The sequence below is a fragment of the Paraburkholderia sp. J76 genome (assembly GCF_905220295.1).
Classification (GTDB): domain Bacteria; phylum Pseudomonadota; class Gammaproteobacteria; order Burkholderiales; family Burkholderiaceae; genus Paraburkholderia.
Genome location: NZ_CAJMZJ010000007.1, coordinates 134,665 through 154,812, shown reverse-complemented (window position 1 = coordinate 154,812; position 20,148 = coordinate 134,665). Strand labels below are relative to the sequence as shown.

Annotated in this window: 22 protein-coding genes; 14 read left to right on the top strand and 8 right to left on the bottom strand. The window is 62.5% G+C overall.

The annotated features are described in order from the left end of the window. Positions 1-127 precede the first annotated feature (127 nt). From U5768_RS15695 to U5768_RS15685, 3 genes are read left to right on the top strand one after another with little or no spacing between them, the layout of a single operon-like run. Positions 128-979, top strand: coding sequence for an ABC transporter permease (locus U5768_RS15695; RefSeq protein ID WP_322031323.1), 852 nt, complete (start codon positions 128-130; stop codon positions 977-979). A gap of 23 nt (positions 980-1,002) precedes the next feature. Beyond that, positions 1,003-2,022 (top strand): ABC transporter substrate-binding protein, encoded by a 1,020-nt coding sequence (locus U5768_RS15690; RefSeq protein WP_322031322.1) that lies wholly within the window; start codon positions 1,003-1,005, stop codon positions 2,020-2,022. 46 nt (positions 2,023-2,068) lie between these two features. After that, positions 2,069-2,806, top strand: a complete 738-nt coding sequence (locus U5768_RS15685; RefSeq protein WP_322031321.1) for an ABC transporter ATP-binding protein — start codon at positions 2,069-2,071, stop codon at positions 2,804-2,806. 9 nt (positions 2,807-2,815) lie between these two features. On the opposite strand, the gene U5768_RS15680 is transcribed toward U5768_RS15685, so the two are convergent. Further along, positions 2,816-3,292: a YbaK/prolyl-tRNA synthetase associated domain-containing protein gene (locus tag U5768_RS15680; RefSeq protein ID WP_322031320.1), complete on the bottom strand. Its 477-nt coding sequence runs from the start codon at positions 3,290-3,292 to the stop codon at positions 2,816-2,818. A 176-nt stretch (positions 3,293-3,468) separates the two neighbouring features. Here U5768_RS15680 and U5768_RS15675 point away from each other — a divergent pair, with 176 nt between their 5' ends. The 7 genes from U5768_RS15675 (at position 3,469) to U5768_RS15645 (ending at position 11,479) form a co-directional block, all read left to right on the top strand. Then, the gene (locus U5768_RS15675) at positions 3,469-4,083 is read left to right on the top strand and encodes a Uma2 family endonuclease (protein WP_322031319.1); all 615 of its coding nucleotides are present in this window, start codon (positions 3,469-3,471) and stop codon (positions 4,081-4,083) included. A gap of 79 nt (positions 4,084-4,162) precedes the next feature. Then, positions 4,163-4,420 carry a hypothetical protein gene (locus U5768_RS15670; protein WP_322031318.1) on the top strand — a complete coding sequence of 86 codons (258 nt, stop codon included), beginning with the start codon at positions 4,163-4,165 and terminating at the stop codon, positions 4,418-4,420. Positions 4,421-4,647: 227 nt separating this feature from the next. Continuing rightward, entirely contained in the window at positions 4,648-6,132 is a 1,485-nt protein-coding gene (locus U5768_RS15665; protein WP_322031317.1) for an MFS transporter, read from the top strand. Next, the gene (locus U5768_RS15660) at positions 6,129-7,670 is read left to right on the top strand and encodes an FGGY family carbohydrate kinase (protein WP_322031316.1); all 1,542 of its coding nucleotides are present in this window, start codon (positions 6,129-6,131) and stop codon (positions 7,668-7,670) included. The genes U5768_RS15665 and U5768_RS15660 overlap by 4 nt, the downstream gene beginning before the upstream one ends. Continuing rightward, positions 7,670-9,349, top strand: coding sequence for a glycerol-3-phosphate dehydrogenase/oxidase (locus tag U5768_RS15655; RefSeq protein ID WP_322031315.1), 1,680 nt, complete (start codon positions 7,670-7,672; stop codon positions 9,347-9,349). Before U5768_RS15660 ends, U5768_RS15655 begins: the two co-directional genes overlap by 1 nt. After that, complete coding sequence (locus U5768_RS15650; RefSeq protein WP_322031314.1) at positions 9,346-10,896, top strand: FAD-binding oxidoreductase; 1,551 nt, start codon at positions 9,346-9,348, stop codon at positions 10,894-10,896. The genes U5768_RS15655 and U5768_RS15650 overlap by 4 nt, the downstream gene beginning before the upstream one ends. 7 nt (positions 10,897-10,903) lie before the next feature. Beyond that, positions 10,904-11,479: a glycerol-3-phosphate responsive antiterminator gene (locus U5768_RS15645; protein WP_322031313.1), complete on the top strand. Its 576-nt coding sequence runs from the start codon at positions 10,904-10,906 to the stop codon at positions 11,477-11,479. A gap of 38 nt (positions 11,480-11,517) precedes the next feature. Here U5768_RS15645 and U5768_RS15640 read toward each other — a convergent pair whose 3' ends face one another. From U5768_RS15640 to U5768_RS15625, 4 genes are all read right to left on the bottom strand, one after another. Next, the gene (locus tag U5768_RS15640; RefSeq protein ID WP_322031490.1) at positions 11,518-11,814 is read right to left on the bottom strand and encodes a cupredoxin family copper-binding protein; all 297 of its coding nucleotides are present in this window, start codon (positions 11,812-11,814) and stop codon (positions 11,518-11,520) included. 84 nt (positions 11,815-11,898) lie between these two features. Further along, entirely contained in the window at positions 11,899-12,843 is a 945-nt protein-coding gene (locus tag U5768_RS15635; protein ID WP_322031312.1) for a metallophosphoesterase, read from the bottom strand. Between the two features lie 105 nt (positions 12,844-12,948). Continuing rightward, positions 12,949-13,302 (bottom strand): hypothetical protein, encoded by a 354-nt coding sequence (locus tag U5768_RS15630; RefSeq protein ID WP_322031311.1) that lies wholly within the window; start codon positions 13,300-13,302, stop codon positions 12,949-12,951. Positions 13,303-13,712: 410 nt separating this feature from the next. Continuing rightward, positions 13,713-14,042 (bottom strand): hypothetical protein, encoded by a 330-nt coding sequence (locus tag U5768_RS15625; RefSeq protein WP_322031310.1) that lies wholly within the window; start codon positions 14,040-14,042, stop codon positions 13,713-13,715. Positions 14,043-14,310: 268 nt separating this feature from the next. Here U5768_RS15625 and U5768_RS15620 point away from each other — a divergent pair, with 268 nt between their 5' ends. From U5768_RS15620 to U5768_RS15610, 3 genes are all read left to right on the top strand, one after another. Continuing rightward, positions 14,311-14,541 carry a hypothetical protein gene (locus tag U5768_RS15620; protein WP_322031309.1) on the top strand — a complete coding sequence of 77 codons (231 nt, stop codon included), beginning with the start codon at positions 14,311-14,313 and terminating at the stop codon, positions 14,539-14,541. Between the two features lie 89 nt (positions 14,542-14,630). Beyond that, on the top strand, positions 14,631-15,044 hold the full coding sequence (locus U5768_RS15615) for a hypothetical protein (protein WP_322031308.1): 414 nt from the start codon (positions 14,631-14,633) through the stop codon (positions 15,042-15,044). A 159-nt stretch (positions 15,045-15,203) separates the two neighbouring features. Next, positions 15,204-16,556 (top strand): MFS transporter, encoded by a 1,353-nt coding sequence (locus U5768_RS15610; RefSeq protein WP_322031307.1) that lies wholly within the window; start codon positions 15,204-15,206, stop codon positions 16,554-16,556. A 14-nt stretch (positions 16,557-16,570) separates the two neighbouring features. Here the strand turns inward: U5768_RS15610 and U5768_RS15605 are convergent, their stop codons facing one another. Further along, positions 16,571-17,740 (bottom strand): GNAT family N-acetyltransferase, encoded by a 1,170-nt coding sequence (locus U5768_RS15605; RefSeq protein ID WP_322031306.1) that lies wholly within the window; start codon positions 17,738-17,740, stop codon positions 16,571-16,573. A 35-nt stretch (positions 17,741-17,775) separates the two neighbouring features. Beyond that, positions 17,776-18,663: a class I SAM-dependent methyltransferase gene (locus U5768_RS15600; protein ID WP_322031305.1), complete on the bottom strand. Its 888-nt coding sequence runs from the start codon at positions 18,661-18,663 to the stop codon at positions 17,776-17,778. Between the two features lie 165 nt (positions 18,664-18,828). On the opposite strand from U5768_RS15600, the gene U5768_RS15595 reads away from it, so the two are divergent. Continuing rightward, complete coding sequence (locus U5768_RS15595; RefSeq protein ID WP_322031304.1) at positions 18,829-19,113, top strand: hypothetical protein; 285 nt, start codon at positions 18,829-18,831, stop codon at positions 19,111-19,113. Positions 19,114-19,139: 26 nt separating this feature from the next. Here U5768_RS15595 and U5768_RS15590 read toward each other — a convergent pair whose 3' ends face one another. Continuing rightward, positions 19,140-20,027 (bottom strand): NmrA family NAD(P)-binding protein, encoded by an 888-nt coding sequence (locus U5768_RS15590; RefSeq protein ID WP_322031303.1) that lies wholly within the window; start codon positions 20,025-20,027, stop codon positions 19,140-19,142. Between the last annotated feature and the right edge of the window lie 121 nt (positions 20,028-20,148).

Sequence of the window (20,148 nt, the reverse complement as noted above, 5' to 3'; positions counted from 1 at the left end):
TAGCCGCTGACTATACTTGACTTGAGATGGAACCGTAACCGGCCACGGAACGCCAGGCTATCGAAAGGTAGCGCGAAGAAAGGCGTTACCTGGTGTGCGCATTGTTTTTCAACTTGAGGAGACGGCGGTGAGAGCCTTACCCAGACTAAAGACGATGAAGCATCGCGCGGACGCTTCGGTCGAGCCAGTGATCAAGATACGCCGCGGCCACGGGAAACTGAATTCTTACTGGTTGACCACGGGCGTGCTCGTAATATGTGTCGTGCTCTGGCAGGCGGTTTCGATGGCGGGCATTTTCCCGTCGTTCGCGCTGCCTTCGCCGGTGGCGGTGTGGCAGGCCTTCGTCGAAATTGTTCATAACGGATACGGCGGCCAGTCGCTCATCGGCGACATTCTGATTAGCTGCTTTCGCATTGTCATTGGCTTTGTGGGCGCAATTGCGATTGGCGTTCCTATCGGACTGCTAATGTCCCGCAACAAGATCGTGTTCGACATTATCGATCCGTTGCTGCAGTTCGTGCGGCCGGTTCCGCCGCTTGCCTATATTCCGCTTCTGGTGGTGTGGTTCGGCATCGGCGAATTGCCCAAAGCCATTCTGATTCTGGTGGGCACCATTCCCGTCATCATCATCGGCACGATGTCGGGCGTGAAAAGCACGCCGCCGCTGCGCATCGAAGTGGCGCGCACGCTCGGCGCGACCAACGCGCAAATCTTCCGCAAGGTCGTGCTGCCTTCGGCTATGCCCGAGATTTTCACCGCGATGCGCGTGGGGATCGGCGTTGCCTGGACGTGTCTCGTTGCCGCGGAACTGATCGCGGCGAGTAGCGGCCTGGGCTGGCTCGTGCAGTTCGCGGGACAAGCGTTGCAGGTTGCCATCGTGATCGTCGGCATCGTGATCATCGGGTTGATCGGGTATGGCATGGAACTGGTGATACGCAAGATCGAGAATTGGGTCGTTCCCTGGCGCGGACATAACTGATCGGGTAATCGAGGAGACGAAAAATGAAAAAGATGCAATGGGTCTACGGCGTGAGCGCGGCCGTGCTTGCCAGCAGTTTCCTGGTTCCTGGCGCGGTTCATTCGCAAAGCAAGCCCGAAGTGATCATCGGTTACGAGGACAACGGCGCCGATCCGTATATGGTGTCGATGGCCGAGCATATGTTCGAAAAGCAGATGAACGCGGATGTCCAGTACAAGCTCTTCAGTTCGGGCCCCGCGGCGATGAGTGCTTTGGCGTCGAACAGTCTCACGTTCATGTGCGGCCTTGGCGTTCCGCCGCTCGTTACGGCCATCGCACAGGGCTTGCCGATGACCATCGTGTACAACCAGGAGCGCTATACCAATGCCGCCGGTATCGTGGTCAAGCCGGATAGCGGCATCCACGACGTTGCGGGACTGCAAGGCAAGAAGATCGCGATCGTTGCGGGCTCGCAGGCTTCTTTCGAACTCGCGACCTTCCTGGCGGCTGCGCACGTGCCGTACGCGTCGGTCACGCAGATCAACATGGCGCCTCCGCAGATGCGCACTTCCTGGGTCACGGGCGCGATCGACGCGGCAATCGTCTGGGACCCGGTGTTCAGCGCACTGCGCACGGCTGGCGGCAAGGCGATCAAGACCGACGGCGATCTGCCGCGAGAAGCGTCGAGCTACAACGTGTGCATCGCCAACGCCGATTGGGCGAAGGCGCATCCGGACCTCGTACGCGGTTTCGTCGCGGCGCTCGATCAGGGCTACCAGGTAACGATGAAGGATCGCGACAAGGCGCTCGCGGAAATGGCGAAGGCAACGGGCGTGACCGTGCCTGTCGCGACGAGCGAGCTGGCCGGTTATGAGTTGTTTTCCGGCGCCGACCAGACCACGCCGAAAGTCATGGGCCTCGATTCAGGCGTCAAGACTTCCGCGACTTACCTGACGTTGGTGAATACGGCCAAGGTGCTCAACTCGATAGGCCGCATCCCGAGTGTGCCGGCGAGTTTCGACAATAACGTCGCACCGCAATACTCGAAACATCTAGCGCATTGACCCGCGTTGATCCATCGACTGTCTGACCGTCAAGCAGGAGACGAACTTGAACATCGTCATCGATTCTCTGTACAAGACATTCGGCGCCACGTCGGCGCTGGAAAACATCAATCTGCAATTTCGGGGCGGCGAGTTCATCACGGTGCTCGGCGCCTCTGGCTGCGGAAAGACGACCTTGCTGCACCTGCTTGCCGGTTTGACGTCGCCCACGAAGGGCAACATTTATATCGATGGCGAAATCAAGGACCAGCCCGGGGCCGACCGTGTCGTAGTGTTCCAGCAGGCCGGATTGTTTCCCTGGCTGAGCGTGGAGGAAAACATCGAGTTCGGGCCTTCGCTGCATGCCGTGCCCAAGGCGCAGCGCCGCAAGGACTCGGCCGAAATTCTGCGGATCATCGGTCTCGAATCGTTCGCTCACCACAAGCCGTATGAGTTATCGGGCGGCATGCAGCAGCGCGTGGCGATTGCGCGAGCGCTCGTGATGAAGCCGAAGGTGCTGCTGATGGACGAGCCTTTCGGCGCGCTGGACGCGCAAACGCGTAGCTCCATGCAAACGTTTTTGACGGCGCTGTGGGAGCAACTCCACTGTACGGTCGTGTTCATCACCCACGATATCGACGAAGCGATCTTTCTCGGTACGCGCCTCGTTGTGCTTTCGGCGCGGCCAGGACGGGTCGCCCTCGACGTTCCCATCGAACTGGAAAGACCGCGTACGCCGCAGGTCGCATTCGAACCGCACTTCCTGGAACTGAAAAAAAGCGCGATGGGCATTCTCGCGCATTGATTTTTCTTGCTAAACGCATACGGGTTCAAGCAGCGGCTGCGCGATTCGTACGTAGTCCGATGAATCGAGGATGATCGATGTGTCGAGCCGTCCCGCGTTAAAGGCGATTTCGGGGAATCGCTCGATGAGGCCCGGGTCCACGACGAGCTTGATGCGAGGCGAAAACGTAAATGGCGGAATGGCGCCGATCACGCACCCCGTCTCGCGCTCCGCTTCTTCCGGGGTGGCGAGCGTCGCCTTTCTGAGGTTGCCCGCAGCGGCTACCTTCCTGAAGTCGAGCTTTCTGTCGCCGGGTAGAATGGCCAGCACCCATCCCTCGTTATCGGCCTTGTTTTTGCAGAGCATGGCTTTCGCGCCCTGGCCGGGGTGCGTCCCGCGAATGGCGGCAACCAGGTCGGAGCGTCCTTCGGCGGGGTGCCCGACGACGCGATATCTGGCCCGCTGGCTTTCCAGGAGGGTTATCAACTGCTCGTACACGGTGGACATCGTTCCATTTCTCCTGAAAGCGCGGTTCACGACTTTATGGCGATCTTGACGCGTCGCACAACAATCTATAACCCCGCGCGGTTTTAGACGCAACGTCGCTATACGAACTGCCGCATGCGATCTTCTCATATGACCCGAAAAAGCTGGGGGCTGAATCCCTATGCATGAATTGTGCAATGCACATAAACAATGCCTTTTCAGCAATCGACAAAGGGAATACCCTTAGGTCATTGCCGTATCGGAGGCTTGTGGTTGTGTCGACTCTTATCGAGCAGGACGGACTTGTAGCAACGTGGCGCCGGATTCACCCCAATTCCGGTGCGGGGTCATGGGAGTGCTGTGAACTGGATGGCCGCGGTAAAGCGGTGCCGCATCCTCAGCCCTCCGGAAGGCGGCAGATCGTTCTGACCGATGTGTATTGCCAGATTGCCGAACAGATTGGCCACGTGGCGGCAATGTCGGTTGCGGTGGCCACACCGTCATTCGGCATCCGCGTGCCAGACGTCGTGTGGATGCCGCCTGAAAAGTGGGAAGGGTTCGACCGCGAAGGTCCCATTCCGTTTGTACCTGATTTGTGCGTCGAAGTCCTCCTCGACCGCCAGTGTGCGCATGACATCGGCGCCCGGATCCGGGCGTATCTGGAAGGTGGCGCGCGGGAAGTCATCGTCGTCGGGCAGCGTGGAGAATTGCAATTTTGCGGCGCGAATGGGCAGCAGCAAAGTTCGCAGTTCGGAATCGCGCTCTCGCTCGAACGCATGTACTTCGACGAGCTAGCCCCGTCCTCTCACTAACACCTCTCATTCAGCCTGCGGAACCCCAGGAATGCACAACGATAGACCGTCGCCCACGCGCGCGACGTACGAGAAAGGAATGCGAATCGGCGGGACCGGATGGCTCGGCCGCTTGTCGGCCGTGGTCGTGAGCGCCATCGTGCTCGTGGTGGCCGCGATGTTGTCGGTGGTGCTGCTCGCCGTGCTGTTCGCCGTGGGCGTGGTCGTTGCGGGCTACCTCTGGTGGAAAATACGCGCGCTGCGCCGCCAGGCGCGCGAGTTCGGCGACGACGGCCGGACCATCGACGTCGAGGTCGTTCACAAGGATTCGCACGCCGACGAAATCGCCCGACGCTAATCCGGAAGGGTTCGCGACCAAAATCAGAAGCATAGGAATGCTACTGATATTTCCTCACCCGGTTCAACCAGTTCGTCCCGCGCCTCACTCAATAACGTCTTGACACGTTGCGCGCGGGACCGTAATCTAGCCCCCGCAGATCGAGATAAGAGACTATCTGTAAGATGGTCTCTTATGCGCGAAGCAATTGCATCGGCCCTCTTGCAGAAAAATACAGGAGACGGCTTGTGCAAACGCATGTACAAACGCACGTACACACTACTGCGCTCAAAATTCGTGGCGTCGACGACGTCATCGCCTTTATCGATTCGGGTTCGGGCATTGCCGGCCGCGCCGGCGTCATCTGGTGGCTCGCACTGGGTGGCCTGTTTCTCGACGCATTTTCCAATTCCGCTTTAAGCGCCGGCCTCGGGCCGATGACGCGCGATCTGCGCCTGAGCGCGGGCGACATCGCGCTCATGACATCGTTCGCCTCGTGGGTAGCCATCGCCTTCAATCCCATCGGCGGCTGGATGGCTGACCGCTGGGGCAGGGTTCGGCCGCTCGTGCTCGCCAAGGTATTCGCGCTGGCGGGCGCATTGCTGGTGATGTTCGCCCCGGGCTTCGAAGTCGTGCTTGCCGGACGCTTCTTTGTCGGCATGGCGTATGGAATCGACTTCGCCATCGCCATGGCCATGCTCGCCGAGTTCACGCCCGCGCACCTGAAAAGCCGGCTCAATGCGTGGCAGGGCATGTGGTACACCGCGGTCTGTCTCAATCTGCTGCTCGCGCTGCTGTTCCACGCATGGCAGGTGGGCGATTCGATATGGCGTTACTCCATTGCCGCCACGGCGGTATTCAGCGTGACCATTCTCGTGCTTCAGTTGTTGTTTCTCGTGGAGAGCCCCACGTGGCTCGCGCGCAAGGAACGCATCGTGGACGCGGCCGCTGCCATGACGCGCATTTACGGCCGCAACTTCGTGGCCGCGGCGCCCGAGGAGCGCGTGCCCGTGCTGAACCCGGCGAAGCGTGGCTTCGCGAACCTCACCTTGATTTTCCGTGGCGTTTATCTGCCGCGCACCATTCTTGCCGCGACCGTGCAGATCGGGCAGTCGCTCGAATACTTCGCCATCGGATGGTATTTGCCGCTCATCAGCGCGGCGTTGTTCGGCAAGGACTTCGTCTACGCAACGCTTGGCGCGCTGCTCTTCAACGTGTTCGGCATCGTCGGCGGCTTCATGTCGCCCATGGTCGGCCGCAAGATCGGCTTGCGACGCGCCTCGGCGTTCGGCTTTGCCGCCGTGTTCGCCATGCTGCTCGCGCTCGGCCTGTACGGCACGAAGCTGCCGATGTGGATGTCGGTCGTCGTGCCTTCTCTGTTCATTCTGTTTCACTCGGCAGGGCCGGGGGCCAATGGCAAGAGTTTGTCGTCGCTCTCGTTTCGCAGCGAATTGCGCGCGGGCGCCAACGGCGTGGTCGGCGCGCTCGGTTCGATTGGCGCCGCGCTCGGGCTGCTCGTCTTTCCGCTGTTTCGCGAGCGCTATGGCCTCGATCACACGTTTCTCATTCTCGCGGCCGTGCCGTGCGTGGCGAGCGTGATCTGCTTTTCGATCCGCTGGGACCCGACGCGCAGCGCCGTCACGCCCGACAACGAGCCCGACGCCCCGCATTTCGAAGACGAAAGCGAACGCGGCGCGTATCTGAATCCGGTCATGGAGGACCCCCGGCGATGAGCCAGCAGCAGCGAGTCATACTCGCTATCGACGAAGGCACGTCCGGCACGCGCGCCGCCGTGGTCGATGCGCAAGGGCATGTATCGTGCCTCGAATACCGTGCGTTGCGCGTGGAGAGTCCGCGGCCCGGCGTGGTGGAGCAGGACGCCAACGTCACGCTCGACAAGACGCTCGAGGCGTGCCGCGCGACGCTTGCGCGTGCTTCGCAGGAGAAGCGCGAGGTGGTTGCGCTCGCCATCGCCACGCAGCGCGCCACCGCCGTGCTCTGGGACACGCATACGGGCCGCGCGCTCGTGCCTGCGATGGTGTGGCAGGACACGCGCCATGCGGCTTCGCTCGCGCAGCTTGCGCCAACCTGGGATGCCGCGTTGATCGAGCGCGTAGGGCGTCCCGCGGGCGTGCGCTCGCCGTATCTCTGGGCGGCGCGGCATCTGCGCGAAACGCCTGCGGTTGCGCGGGCGTATGCCGAAGGCCGGCTCGCATTCGGCACCATCGACACGTGGCTGCTGTGGCATCTGTCGAGCGAGCGCGCATGCGTCACCACGCCGACCAACGCGACCTCGGCGAGCGCCTACGTGCTCGCTCAGCACCGCTATTACGACGAATGGCTCGACGCGCTCGGCTTTCCCGCCGAACTGTTGCCGGCGCTGCGCGAGGACGCCGATGCATTCGGCCGCACGCGCGCCGATCTGCTGGGCATCGACGTGCCGATTCTCGCCTGCGCCGGCGACCAGCTTGCGGGCGGCGTGGGGCTGGGCTGCCTCGATCGCGGCCAGTCGATGTGCGTGCACGGCACCGGCAGTTTCGTCGACCTGCTCACCGGTACGGCGCAGCCGCGCGCAACGGGCGGTCACGACGGCACGTTGACGATGACGGCGCGGCGGCACGGCGGCGTCTCGCACTTTTCGCTCGAAACCTTCGTGCCCACCACGGGTTCCGCGCTCAACTGGATTTGCGAAAAGCTGCACTGGTTCGACGATCCCAAGGCAATCGCCGCGCTGGCGAGCACGGTCGATTCCGCGCGCGGCGTCGCGTTCCTGCCGGCGCTTACGGGCGTGCGCGTGCCGCGCCTCGAACCGGCCGCGCGCGCGTCGCTGTGCGGCGTTTCCATCGCCACGACCCAGGCCGAAATCGCCTACGCGATTCTCGAAGGCATCGCGCAGTCGGTCGCGCTTTGCGTCGAAGCGAACGAGTCCGTTGCGGGCGTGGCCACGGGCGAACTCATCGTCGGCGGCGGCCTCTCGGGCAGCGACACGCTGCTGCAGATCCAGGCGGACCTCTGCGGCGTGCCGGTGCGGCGCATGGCCGAAAGCGATCGCGCGAGCCTGCGCGGCGCGGCGTTTCTCGCGGGCGCATCCGGCCTCATGTGGGATTCGCTCGACGAGGCACGCGCGACGCTCGCCAGCGACGCGGTGTTCGAACCCAACATCCCGGCGCACGTGCGCGAAAAGCGGCGCGCAGCATGGCGCGCCCGCATGAATGCCGAACTCGCCTACGTGGCGCAATTCGATCAAGATCGAGCAGGAGAACTAACGTAATGCTGTTGTTTACATCGAGAAGCGTCAACCGCGAACGCGAGAAGATGACTGCAACCGAGCCGCTGCGCCTCGTGCGCGCCGAGCAACTGGATCGTCTCGCGAGCGAAGCGTTCGATATCGTCATCGTGGGCGGCGGTGTGACGGGCGCCTACGCGGCGCTCGACGCGAGCCTGCGCGGCTATCGCGTGGCGCTGCTGGAAAAGAGCGATTTCGCCTCGGGCACGTCGTCGAAGTCGTCGAAGATGGTGCATGGCGGCCTGCGTTATATCGAGCAGGGCAATCTCGGGCTCGTGCGTCATTCGCTGCTGGAGCGCCAGCGGCTGCGCAGAAATGCGCGCCATCTGGTCCAGCGTTTGCCGTTTCTTTTCCCCGTGCTGGAAAAAGACGGCGTGTTCGACAAACGCCTCGCCAAGGCATTCGAAAGCCTCTTGTGGACTTACGACCTCGCGGGCGGCTGGCGCGAGGGCATTCTGCACCAGAAGCTCTCGAAGGCCGAGGTGCTGTCGCATTGCCCCACCTTCAACGAAGAAAACCTCAAGGGCGGCTTCCTGTATTTCGACGCCCGCGTGGACGACGCGCGGCTCACGCTGACGCTGGCGCGCACGGCCGTGTTTCATGGCGCCGCTGTCGCCAACCACGCGAAGGTGGCGGATGTCACGCGCAGCGAGCAGGGGAAGGTGGACGGCGTGATCGTGCAGGCCGACGGCCGCGAGATACGCGTGCGCGCGGGCGTGGTGGTCATGGCGACGGGCGTGTGGCTGCGCGACTGGAGCGGGCGGCGCAAGGGTGAAACCGCGCCGCTGCAGATTCGCCCCGCGAAGGGCGTGCACGTGGCGATTCCGTGGCTCAAGATTCGCAACGACTGCACGGTGACGATACCCGTGCCGGGCCGCAGCCGTCGCGCGACCATCACGCGCTGGGGCAACGTCTCGTACCTCGGCACCACCGACGAGGACTACACCGGCGATCTCGACGACGTCTGCTGCACGCGCCAGGAACTCGATTTCCTGCTGGAGGGCGCGCGCTCCGCGCTCAAAACGGACCTGTGCGCGCAGGACGTGGTGGGCAGCATCGCGGGCTGCCGCCCGCTCGTGGGGCCGCCCGGCGGCAAGACGCTGGAGATGAAGCGCAATCACGAGATTCATGTGGCGCCGGATGGCCTCGTCACGATCGTCGGCGGCAAGCTCACCACCTCGCGTCACATGGCGGAGCAAACCATCGACGCCGCGCAGAAGGTCATCGGCGAGCGCCGCCGTTGTTCGACGCGTTCGGCTTACCTGCTCGGCGCAGCGGGCTACGACGCGCAGGCCATCGTCGCCTCGGGCGGGCTAGGCGCGCATCTGGGCGAGCGTTACGGCAACGAGGCGCGCTTCGTGAGCGATCTGCTTCAGGCCGATGCGCGCCTCGTGAAACCCGTTGTCGAAGGCTTGCCCTATACCGAAGCCGAAGTGCTCTATGCCGTGCGCCACGAACTGGCGTGCAGCGTGGACGACGTGCTCTCGCGGCGCATGCGCGCGAGGCTCATGGCGCGCGACGCGTCGGCGCGCGCGGCTTGCCGCGTGGGAGAAATTTTGCAGTCCGAACTTGGCCTCGGGGCCGAGGCGGTTGCCAATCAGGTGCGCGACTATGTCGCTTCTGTCGAGCACGAAAAATCCGTTTTGATGGGAGATACAGAATGATCAGCAAGGAAGCAGTCAAGCGTGGCTATAACCGCGGCAACTACACCGTTGGCGCGCCGACGCCGCCCGCATGGTCCCTCGCCCGCGAGGCTGCGGGCTCCGAAGCGGGACTGCAACGCAATCCGGTTTCGTTGAGCGCGCAACAAATCGGGGCGCTGCGCGCGCTGGCCGACGAAGTTCTGGTCGCGACGCCCGAAGTAGTGGCGGCCACGCGCGACTGGTGGGCGGGCACGATGATCGCCGAAACGGGCGGCAAGCCGGCCACGCCGCACGCGGTGGTCGCGCGCGTTTCCACGGTGGAGCAGGTGCAGGCCGTAATGCGCTTTGCGAACGAAGCCGCGATTCCGCTCACGCCTTCGGCCGGGCGCAGCAACGTGACCGGCGCGGCGCTGCCCGTGCGCGGCGGCATCGTGCTCGACGTTTGCGGCCTGAACCGCTTGTTGAGCTTCGATCGCGAGAGCCAGATCGTCGAAGTCGAAGCGGGCATGTTCGGCGATATCTTCGAAGAGACAATCCAGCGCGACTACCGCATGACGATGGGGCACTGGCCTTCTTCGTACGCGATCAGCACCGTGGGCGGCTGGGTGGCGTGCCGCGGCGCGGGGCAGCTTTCCACACGCTACGGCAAGATCGAGGACATGGTTTCCGGCATGGACGTCGTGCTCGCGGACGGGCGGCTCGTCACGCTCGGCGGGTACTCGCGCGCGGCCGTCGGGCCGGACCTGCAACAGCTTTTCATCGGCTCCGAAGGCACGCTCGGCGTGATCGTGCGAGTGCGCCTCAAACTGCATCGTCTGCCCGATTACGGGCGCGCGATTGCCTACGGCTTCAGTTCGTTCGCCAAAGGCCTGGAGGCGTGCCGCGAGATCCTGCAACGCGGCGGCAACCCCGCTGCGCTGCGCCTTTACGACGAACTCGAAAGCGGGGTGCAGTTCGGCTTGCCCGAATCCAACGTGCTGCTCGTCGCGGACGAAGGGCCGCGCGAAATCGTCGAAGCGGTGCTCACGATCAGCGAGCGCGTGTGCAAGGAACTCGGCACGAAGCTCGACGAAGCCGCCATCTTCGAGAAATGGCTCGACACGCGCTACCTCACCGGAAAGAGCGCCGAAGGCTTCAAACGCAGTCCCGGCCTCGTAGCCGACACGCTCGAAATGATCGGCCCGTGGAAGGATCTCGCGGCCATTTACGACGACGTCGTGAAGGCCATCAACGCGGTGCCCGGCACGCTGGCGGGCTCGGCGCATCAGTCGCATGCCTACGTGGATGGCGCTTGCCTCTATTTCTCGCTGCGTGGCGACGTGGAAGTAGCCGATCGCGCGCAGTGGTATCGCGCGGCGTGGGATGCCGCGAATCGCGTGATCATCCAATACAATGCAACGCTCAGTCATCACCACGGCGTGGGCCTGCTGCGCGCGCCTTATATGAGCGAGTCGCTTGGCAGCGCATTCGCCGTGCTCGAAACGATCAAGCAGGCGCTCGATCCGCACAACATTCTCAACCCGGGCAAGCTCGGTCTCACCGACGCGCTCAGTCACGAGGCGAAGTAATCGAAACATGGATATGTCACTTGGGGCGCGTTTGCAGCGGCACCCGGTCATCGCGACGCTTTACGGCGTCGAGCAGTTTGACGACTTCCTGAAGAGCGCGGCCGAGGTCGCCATCGTCGCGAACGTCGATCTGCGCATGCTCCACAAGGTGGTCGCGGCGCTCACGAAGGCGGGCAAATACGTCATCGTCAATATCGACAGTTGCGACGGCCTTTCGCAGGACAAAGGCGGCGTGGAGTATCTGGCCGATATCGGCGTGACAAGCCTCGTCTCGACCCGGGTGGCGACCATCCAGCGCGGCAATCGCGCGGGCCTCATCACGATCCAGAAGGTGTTCGTGACGGACCGCTCGACCTGGCCGCGCAGCGTGAAGGCGCTCGAGCAGAGCGACCCGAACATCGTGCAGTTGATGCCGGCGCCGATGCTCGCGCGCATTTCCGCCCAGGACCGCAAGGCGCTGCCGCCCGTTGTCGCGTCGGGCTTCGTGTGCAACGAGGCCGATGCGCGCGATGCGCTCGAACGCGGTGCGCTAGCCGTTTCGACGAGCGACGCCGGATTGTGGAACATGAAAGTCGCAGGCTGACGGGGTGAGTTTTTCGCGTGAGGCTGCAGCGCCGGCTTTTACTGCACCGTAATAGTCGCCTTCATATACGGGTGGATGCCGCAAAACACTTTGTATGTTCCTGGCTTGTCGAACTTGAATTCATAGGTATCGTTTTGATCGAGCGCGGCGGAATGAAATACCCCCGCGTCGTTGACGACCGTATGCGGTTCGCCGTCCATATTTTTCCAGGTAACGGTCGTGCCTGCCTTAACGGTAAGCGACATGGGCGAAAACATGAAATTCCTGATGACAATCTCATTGGGCTCCTGCGCATGCGCGGCAGGCAAGCCAGCGGACGCCATCGCCATAAACATTCTGATGGCGCAGAAGAGGGCGAACGCGCGACGAGTGTGATTGGGGAGCATGGCTCGAATCCTTTGAATGAGCGAAACGCAATGTCAGGCGAGCGACGTGTCGGAGAGTGTCGCCGCCAGGGGATGGCGCGAGATCCGGATACGGGTTACGCCAAGCATCTTCGGAAGCTGATCGCTTGCTACCTTGAGCGGCCCGGGCCCGGGGCCGTCGCCAGCCGCCGGTTGTGGATACGCAGTCGAGCGCGCCGTGTGGAATGTGATATTGCCTTCCACTTTGGAAACGATCTGATGAATATGACCGTTGAGCACCGTCACCGAACCGAAGCGCTTTAGAGACTCCATGGCCTGGCCCGCGTCGCCGGTGCCCCAGCCCCACGGTTCGTAAATCGTCCACATTGGCATGTGAGTGAACACGACGATCGGCGTGCTGGACGTGCGGCCCTTCAAGTCGTTTTCCAGCCAGGCGAGCTGGTCCTCGCCCAGATTTCCCAATCCGTTCGGCTTGAAATGCATCACGTTGACGAGCCCGACGAAATGCACGCCGTTGTGGTCGAAACTGTAATAGCCGCGGTTGTCCGATGCCTTGCCGAAACGCTTGAAGTATTCGCCTTGCGGTCCGTCAGTTACGTCGTGTTCGCCGGGCGTGGTGTGCAACTCGGTGATGTCGAGACCGGAAAGCAATTGCGCCGCCAGATCGAATTCCTCGGCTTTGGAGAGGTGAGTGATATCGCCCGTGTGAATGGCCAGCGCGGGTTTCACCGGCATGGCGTTGACGTAATCGATGGTCTGTTTGAGCGTGCCCGCCACATCGGGATTCGCTTCCTTGTTAAAGCCAATATGCGAGTCGCTGATCTGCAGAAAGAGCGGAATGCCGGAAGCCGCCGTGTTGTCTTTGGCGCTGGCCGCCCGTGCCAGCTCGACGGGCGTGAGAATGCCGCCGCTCAGGACAAACACCGTGCCCACGCCGCCGAAGGCGAGGCATTTCAGGGCACTTCGGCGCGACGGTTGCGAAGGAAGATCTGACGACATGATGTCCTCTCGACTGGTTCGGGAAGTCGACCGCCGATGCAGGCGGGCTTCACGTGCAATACCGCGAGAGGGATTGTTTTATTCCCCGAATGCTTCGCTGCAAACTCAGACGCTATAGCCTGAGTCACGCATTAACTGGCGCGACACCTCGCCACCCAAGCCTTGCGAATCGAATTGCGCGCGCAGTTTCGCGTCGGCCCTGCGGGTTACGCCGCGATGCATGGCCACGACGATCGCGAAAAAGGCGATTAGAAAGATCGGTAAGGTGAGCATCATGTCGCTCCTGCGTGGACGATAAGGCGCAGGGTCCGGGCCGGGGCGTTCCGATTTATCATTGCCGTTATACGGAAGGCGGCGCCGCACGAACGCGCGCGGGCCGATCCGCCCCTCTTTGCCACGCCGCGCGCCTGGGAATCGAAAGCGATGGGTTATGCTTGAGAATAGAACGCCGAATCCCATTTAGCTTTCGTGAACCAGCGTATTCGTCCTCCCTTGCCGCCTGAATGGCCTTTTCCGCCGAATCGCGACGTCTCCGGTCGCGCTTTCGGCGATCTCGTCGCGCTTCAATATCGCGGCGCTGGCGTATGGCTCTGGCAGTGCCGATGCGGCGCGCACGTCACGGCGGCGCTCGATGCGGTGGAAAGCGGGCAGACGCGCGATTGCGGCTGCCGCGAGCAGCGTCGCGTATGGCGGTCCCGGCCGGGCTCGCCCGCGCTGAAGGGCGGCGAAGTTTTCGGCCAGCTAACGACCGACCGGTACGCAGGCGACGGGATGTGGGTGTGCCGCTGCGATTGCGGCAATGAAGTGACCGTGAGCGCCGGGCGCCTGCGATTGGGCCAGGCGCGTTCGTGCGGACGCTGTTTCGGCGCCTAGCCGGCCGGCCCGTTAGGCGCGACCGGAACCCCGTAGGTGTTGACGATGCGCGCGTCCTGTTCTGCGGCCGGGAACAGCTCCCATTCGAGACCGTTCACATCGACACTGCTCGAATAGCCCGTTACCGCGTCGTCTTCGAATCCAACGTGGCGCAGCATACCCGCTTGCGCCGGCTTTTCGTTGATCGAAAAGTTAAGGATCCCCGTACGCCACATCGCGTACTGGCCCGGCACGACGGCTGACGGCGGCTGCCCGAGCCGGTGGCTATAGTCCGCAATCGAGGCTTCGAGATTCGAAACGGCCAGGGCGATATGAAAACGCTTCATGATGGTCTCCGTGGGTCTTCGTGGGTTTTCGTCATGCGTCGGCTCCAGCTTCGGCTCATCCTAATGAAGGCGCAGCGGTACAACCAGTTCAGCGGCTATTCTGGTATGCGGGCTACCCGTCGTCGCTTCGTTTAACGAACCATCGTTTCGCGCTCGTTCTCCCGTGCTTTTCATGGCAATCGGCTCCGCAAACGTTTGGCATCTTTAGCGATATTCATGTTGCTTTCAGCAGCCTAAAGTTCGCGTAACCGTTGCCGAAATACCGGCCATGGCGCGCAAACACTCTGACTATCCCGACAAACCTCCCATCTGGGCAGAGGCGCGCGCGCTTGAAGCGAGCATTCGCGCCATACGCCGTGCACAGGGTAAAAAGAATCCTGAGGACTTCCCGGCGGGAAGCCCCGAATGCACGGCTGCCATGGATGAATTCGTGCGCGACGTCTGCCGCGCGCTCGAGATCGATATCAACACCCTCGGCAAGGACTCTCACGACTTCTAGGGTTCCCGTTGCACGCGCGGTTTACGCGGTTTAAACGGGAATGCAGATTGCGCCTCTGGACAACCGATGACGAGTTCCCGAGGTTACGCGTGAATACGACGTTTTCGTTCGCACTGTCGTCATGTCTGGGCGTGATGTGGCTGGCGATCCAGCCAGCATACGGCGCAGATCCCGTCCCCGCGGCTAGCCCCGACGCCGCGCCGCCTTGCGGCAGGCTCGTAGGAACGGCCGCCGCAGGGGGCTTTGCATTGCGCAGCGGCGAACCCGTGGATTTCGTTTCCGCGGGGCAGGCCACGCACGGCACGCTGCTCGTTTTCAGCGAAGGCCAGGTATTTCATGCCTATTGGCAACCGCAAGGCAGCGAAGAAAAATACGCGCTGGCCAACGCGGGCCCCGATAGCGTGCGCCTTGTTTCAACGCCGCCGCAAGGTACGCCCACACCCGGCGCTCAGCCCGGTGTAGCCATGCAGCCATTGCAAGTGCTTTCGTGTCCGAAGCTTTAATACTCATTCGGCTTTGATTTCGGCCTTGCGTCGGCCTATATCCCACCATGTGAACCGTCCTTTCGTATCGCGCGGGGAGCGACTAGTCTTTAACGATATCAAACCGACCGGCCCTTGACTGGCGCACCGCGCTGCACGCCGGCTTCGAAGGAGACAAATATGGAGCTTGAAGCCCGGACCATGGCGCGCGTGATGGCGAGGCTCGTGCCGTTCCTGATCCTCTGCTATTTCGTGGCGTACCTCGATCGCGTCAATGTCGGCTTTGCTGCACTGCAGATGAACAAGGCGCTCGATCTTTCCGCGAGCGCATTCGGCTTTGGCGCCGGCATTTTCTTCATTGCCTATTTCTTCTTCGAGGTGCCCTCGAACCTCCTGCTCGAACGCTTCGGCGCGAGGCGCTGGATCGCGCGCATCATGTTCACTTGGGGCATCATTGCGGGCGCAATGGCGTTCATACCGGACATCGCCCGCGTCACCGGCATGTCGAACGCGCATGTTTTCTTCGGACTGCGTATCTTGCTCGGCGTGGCCGAAGCGGGTTTCTTCCCAGGCATCATCTTTTTGCTCACGCTCTGGTTTCCCGCCAAATATCGCGCGCGGGTGGTGGGCTATTTCATGGCGGCCATTCCCTTATCGACGGTGATTGGCGGTCCGGTTTCCGGCTCGCTGCTTTCGCTGGACGGCACAGGCGGGCTCGCGGGATGGCAGTGGGTCTATCTGATCGAGGCGATTCCCGCGCTCGTGCTCTCGGTGGCCGTGCTGTTCTATCTGACCGACAAGCCCGCCGACGCCGCCTGGCTCGCCGACGACGAACGCCGCTGGCTCGTCGACCGCCAGGCGCAGGAGCGCCGCCATCGTGAGAAGGTGCGCTCGTTCCGCGTGCTGGAGGCGCTCGTCAACCCGCGCGTGCTGGCCGTGGCGTTGATCTATTTCGGTGCGAACGCAACCAATTACGGTTTGAGCTTCTTCCTGCCGCAGATCGTCAAGGCATTCGGTCTCACGAACTTGCAGACCGGCTTCGTCACGGCGTTGCCTTACGCGGTCGGCGTGGTGTCGATGGTGTTGTGGGGCCGCCATTCCGACCGCCGCCTCGAGCGCAAGCGTCATGTGGCCTTTGCGCTGGCCGTGGCGGCCGCCGGTATTGCGGCCGCGGCGGGGCTCGACAATCCGGTGCTCAAGATGATCGCGCTTTCCGTTGCGGGCTTCGGCATTTTCGGTTGCCTGCCGGTGATCTGGACGCTGCCGGCCGCATTCCTTTCGGGCGCGGCAGCGGCGGGCGGCATTGCCGCCGTCAATTCGCTCGGCAATCTCGCGGGCTTTTTCGGCCCCTATGCGATGGGCTGGATAAAAGACAGCACCGGTGGATTCGGCGCGGGGCTGCTATGTCTCGCGGGCGCGGGACTCGTGGGCGCGGGCGCGGCGCTCGTCCTCCATCACGACCCGGCGCTCGAAACGCTCGCTGATTCGGCACACGGCGAAACGCCTGGGGAAGGGGGCGTGGTGAGGCCGTAAAGAGCGGCACTCACTCATTTCAGGCGCGCCATGACAAGCGTCGCGACTTTTCGACAGACGCGCCTGACCTGCGCCCCTGAGAGCGCCAGTTCGATCAGCCGTCCGCGTGCATTGAGCACGACGATGCGCGATTCGTGACGGGTTTCGCGATCCGCCCAACGCACCTTGTAGTCGCCGTGCAGCGGCCGGAAATCGAAATCGCGGCCATGCGCATGCGCCCACTGCGCGATGTATTCGATCAGCAGATTGCCGACCGAAAACACGCTGAACGCTTCGTCGTAGGTGGTGATCAAATATTCGACGCTGCGCGCGCCGACCAGATTGACCGAAGCCGCCACCGGCTGCCCGTTGACCTGCACGTAAGCGACGAGTGGCAAGGTGGTGAGGTCGGTTCGCTTTGCGAGGTCGATGAAGAAGTCGCGTACGCGATCGTCCATCAAATACGGCGACTCGATTCCGCGCTTGAGCGCCCATTGGCGTTTGTTTGCGAATAGCCACCGCAATATGCGCTCGGTGTCCTCGGCGCTCTCGCCCCACGCAAAACTGACTTCCCCTTCGCGCCGCAAACGCTTCGCGCTCGAACGCAGCGCGGCACGCAGCGTCGAGTGCCGCGTGGCGAGGAAATCGTTCCATGAGGGCGCCGCACGTAGATTGATCGAATAGCCGGGCATCACGCGCCAGCGCGGCGGCAGCGCGCGCTGCACCCATGACTGCGGCGCGGCGTCGAGCGCATGTTGCAGCAGGCTGCCGTTTTCCAGCATCGGAATGTGCAGCACGTTGGCGTGAATCTGCATGACGGCCTGGACTGCTGCGTCGTAAAGCTCCGCGCGCCGCGTGTCGGCAATCAGCGGGCCGCCGTATTCCTCGCCGCATCCGCAGCCGAGTGCCCGGGCGGTTCGCCATGCGCCTGTGCGCGTGATTGCAACGGGCCATAGCGCGAGAAGGCCACGTGCGTCGTGTACCGTCGCGACTTCGACCTTCGCGCCGCGCTTCAGCGCTGCCTCGACGGCAGCCTCGCAATAGGCAAAGCTGACGAAAGGCGATCCGGCCTCGGCTCCAGATAAAAGCGCCTGCCATTGCGGCTCGAATGCGCGAAACGCATCGACCGTCTCGCACGTACGCAATGCGTACTGCAACGATGCGGCAGGCGACGACTCGTATATCGCCACGACGGAGGTCGGCACTTGCGTCTCCCGATTAAATTCGTGATGCTGATGATTCAGCCTTCCAGGGAAGTGCTGAGCCGGTCTTTCGTCGTAATGCGGCGGTTGCGGTCCGCGAATGTGTCAGGGCGCGCGCCGCGCACGCTCTGCCAGACGACGACGTTTTCGTGGTCCTCGGGTCCGAAGCCGACTTCGTCGCGATCATACGGAAATACGCCTGCGAACCAGCGTTGCAATTGCCCGGAACCGTCGAACACTTCGCTACACACGGGGTTGTCGTAGACGACGAAAAGATGCTGGATAGCGCCGCTCGCGAGGCCCGCTTCGAGTTTCTCCAGCAACGACGCCATTAACTCGGGACCGAAGGGATTGAACAGAAAGACGACGACGTTGCCCGAAGGCACCGTCAAATCGGCGACATTGGCGTGCAATGCGCGAATGGGCGGCCGTTGTGGAAAGCGGCGCGCCATGACGGCTGCGTTCTCGTTCGCCGTTTTTACGAGGTCCGCACTGATGTCATAGCCCAGCGCCACGGAAAATGGATACTCGGTGGCGACGATCATCGGCCGGCCTTTACCGCAGCCTATATCCATGAACGTATAGCCGGTGATATCGCCCAGGGTGTCGAGCGCGCGGCGGATGATGGTCGGCTGCGAGCCCATATACGGCCTTAACTGCGCGGCGAGGCGGGCGTCGCGCTGCAGCGCGTTGGAATCGACGAGGCCGCTCGTGTCCGTCCCGTACTGGAGATCGATGGGGTGGCGCCGCAGGCAGCCGGAATACACCGCGCGCAATACGGGCACGCGAATGCAGATGCGGCGTATGGGCGGCATGAACATCGCGCGCTGTACGCTGTCCGGCAAGCGGCCCACCGCGTTCAGCAGCGGTTGTTTCAGTGCGCGTCCGAGCGCGAATCGGGGGCCGCCTTGTGTCGTTGTTCGCATGGATCGATGCGCTGTGAACCTTCTGGAAAGGGCTTACCGATCCGTCATGATCGCGCGGGGCGGCATCCGGCCGCCGCCATTCATCGGTTGTATTTCGACAAAATGAAGAGCCAGATCGCGCCTCATGACGACTGCTCGCCAATATGAAACAAAACGCATATTTAATTGACCGACGCGGATGCGAAACGATATTGTCATAATTTAGACATTTCCGCGCTTATCTTGGCTCTTGCAGAATACGAAACCACCCATCCGTTGAATATCGAGCTGGATGGCGTGAACTACGCGGGCGCGTACCGCGTGATGGCCGGAAGCGTCATCGTCTATTTCGAAAACGAAATCAAGGTCGCGCAGTACGGAACGAATCGCCCGGAAATCATCGCCCGCTGGGTGTTGACCGATCTCTGCCGTAAAACCGATTCCCGCAGGCGCAAAGCAGGCAAGCGCTGACTCATGCGTGCGCGTGGTTCCACGTGTTATTGGCGCTTGAATTTCGCAACGAGTGGGCCCAACACGTCCCGTAATGGGGTCGCGCCGAAACGCCGTTCGCTTCGGCTCGCTTCCACGTCGATGCGGCCGGTATTGAAGATGTCGTAAAGATCGGTGATGAGCCGCGTGTGATTCTCGCTGAGCCCGGCCTTGAGAAGCATCGGCGTCCAAGATTCGCGCGCGAGCGCATGAGGCGTGATCGTGCGACCGCTCGCTTCGCTCAGAACCGCCGCAATGTCGTTTACGCTGACTCTCTGCGGTCCTTCGATGCTCACGATTCTCGTTTTGCGCGATTGATGCGATTCGAGCAGTAATTCGGCGCTCGCCGCGCCCACGTCCTGCGCGGCGACGGTGGCGAAGGGCCGGTCTAAGGGTAAATGAAGGCTAGCCAGCGTACCGGTTGCAAGCGCGCCGGGAATAAACGCGGCCCAGTTCTGCATGTGTTCCGCTGAGCGCAGCATGGTGAGTTGCGTTTCAACGCGCGCCAGGCGGTTTTCCAGGTAGTGAAACAACCGCGTAATACCCGTATTCAATGGCAGTTCCGCGCCATAGTCGGAAATGGCGAGCAGCCTGGCGGGCGGGTTTTCGCGCAGGGCATCGGTTGCGACGTCGATCATCGCGCGCATGGTTGTTTCGGGATCCGTATCACCCGAAGGAACAGGGCATAACAACTGAACGGCGTGAGCGCCCTTTATCGCGGTCGCGACCGCATGTGGGTCGGTGAGATCGGCGAGCGCGATTTCGCAGCCCAGTTTCGCGAGATTCTCACCCTGGCGCGTGTCGCGCACGACGGCGCGCACAGGCTCGCCAGCGCGGCGCAATGCGGCTGCGGTGACGCTGCCGGCCTTTCCCGATGCTCCAAAAATCACGAACATGATCGCGCTCTCCTGGTTGGCGTGGTTTGTGTCATCGTAAGCATACGAATGCGACATGGCGCGCAGGAAAGGATGACGTTGCGCAGAAACGGATGATTGAATACGTCCACTATGGCGCTGT

Bases quoted from the DNA above. Each gene is read 5' to 3' on its own strand.
- U5768_RS15690 (WP_322031322.1), top strand. From the start codon at position 1,003: ATGAAAAAGATGCAATGGGTCTACGGCGTGAGCGCGGCCGTGCTTGCC.
- U5768_RS15680 (WP_322031320.1), bottom strand. From the start codon at position 3,292: ATGTCCACCGTGTACGAGCAGTTGATAACCCTCCTGGAAAGCCAGCGG.
- U5768_RS15675 (WP_322031319.1), top strand. From the start codon at position 3,469: ATGCACATAAACAATGCCTTTTCAGCAATCGACAAAGGGAATACCCTT.
- U5768_RS15670 (WP_322031318.1), top strand. From the start codon at position 4,163: ATGCGAATCGGCGGGACCGGATGGCTCGGCCGCTTGTCGGCCGTGGTC.
- U5768_RS15660 (WP_322031316.1), top strand. From the start codon at position 6,129: ATGAGCCAGCAGCAGCGAGTCATACTCGCTATCGACGAAGGCACGTCC.
- U5768_RS15655 (WP_322031315.1), top strand. From the start codon at position 7,670: ATGCTGTTGTTTACATCGAGAAGCGTCAACCGCGAACGCGAGAAGATG.
- U5768_RS15650 (WP_322031314.1), top strand. From the start codon at position 9,346: ATGATCAGCAAGGAAGCAGTCAAGCGTGGCTATAACCGCGGCAACTAC.
- U5768_RS15645 (WP_322031313.1), top strand. From the start codon at position 10,904: ATGGATATGTCACTTGGGGCGCGTTTGCAGCGGCACCCGGTCATCGCG.
- U5768_RS15640 (WP_322031490.1), bottom strand. From the start codon at position 11,814: ATGTTTATGGCGATGGCGTCCGCTGGCTTGCCTGCCGCGCATGCGCAG.
- U5768_RS15635 (WP_322031312.1), bottom strand. From the start codon at position 12,843: ATGTCGTCAGATCTTCCTTCGCAACCGTCGCGCCGAAGTGCCCTGAAA.
- U5768_RS15630 (WP_322031311.1), bottom strand. From the start codon at position 13,302: ATGGGATTCGGCGTTCTATTCTCAAGCATAACCCATCGCTTTCGATTC.
- U5768_RS15625 (WP_322031310.1), bottom strand. From the start codon at position 14,042: ATGAAGCGTTTTCATATCGCCCTGGCCGTTTCGAATCTCGAAGCCTCG.
- U5768_RS15620 (WP_322031309.1), top strand. From the start codon at position 14,311: ATGGCGCGCAAACACTCTGACTATCCCGACAAACCTCCCATCTGGGCA.
- U5768_RS15610 (WP_322031307.1), top strand. From the start codon at position 15,204: ATGGAGCTTGAAGCCCGGACCATGGCGCGCGTGATGGCGAGGCTCGTG.
- U5768_RS15600 (WP_322031305.1), bottom strand. From the start codon at position 18,663: ATGCGAACAACGACACAAGGCGGCCCCCGATTCGCGCTCGGACGCGCA.
- U5768_RS15590 (WP_322031303.1), bottom strand. From the start codon at position 20,027: ATGTTCGTGATTTTTGGAGCATCGGGAAAGGCCGGCAGCGTCACCGCA.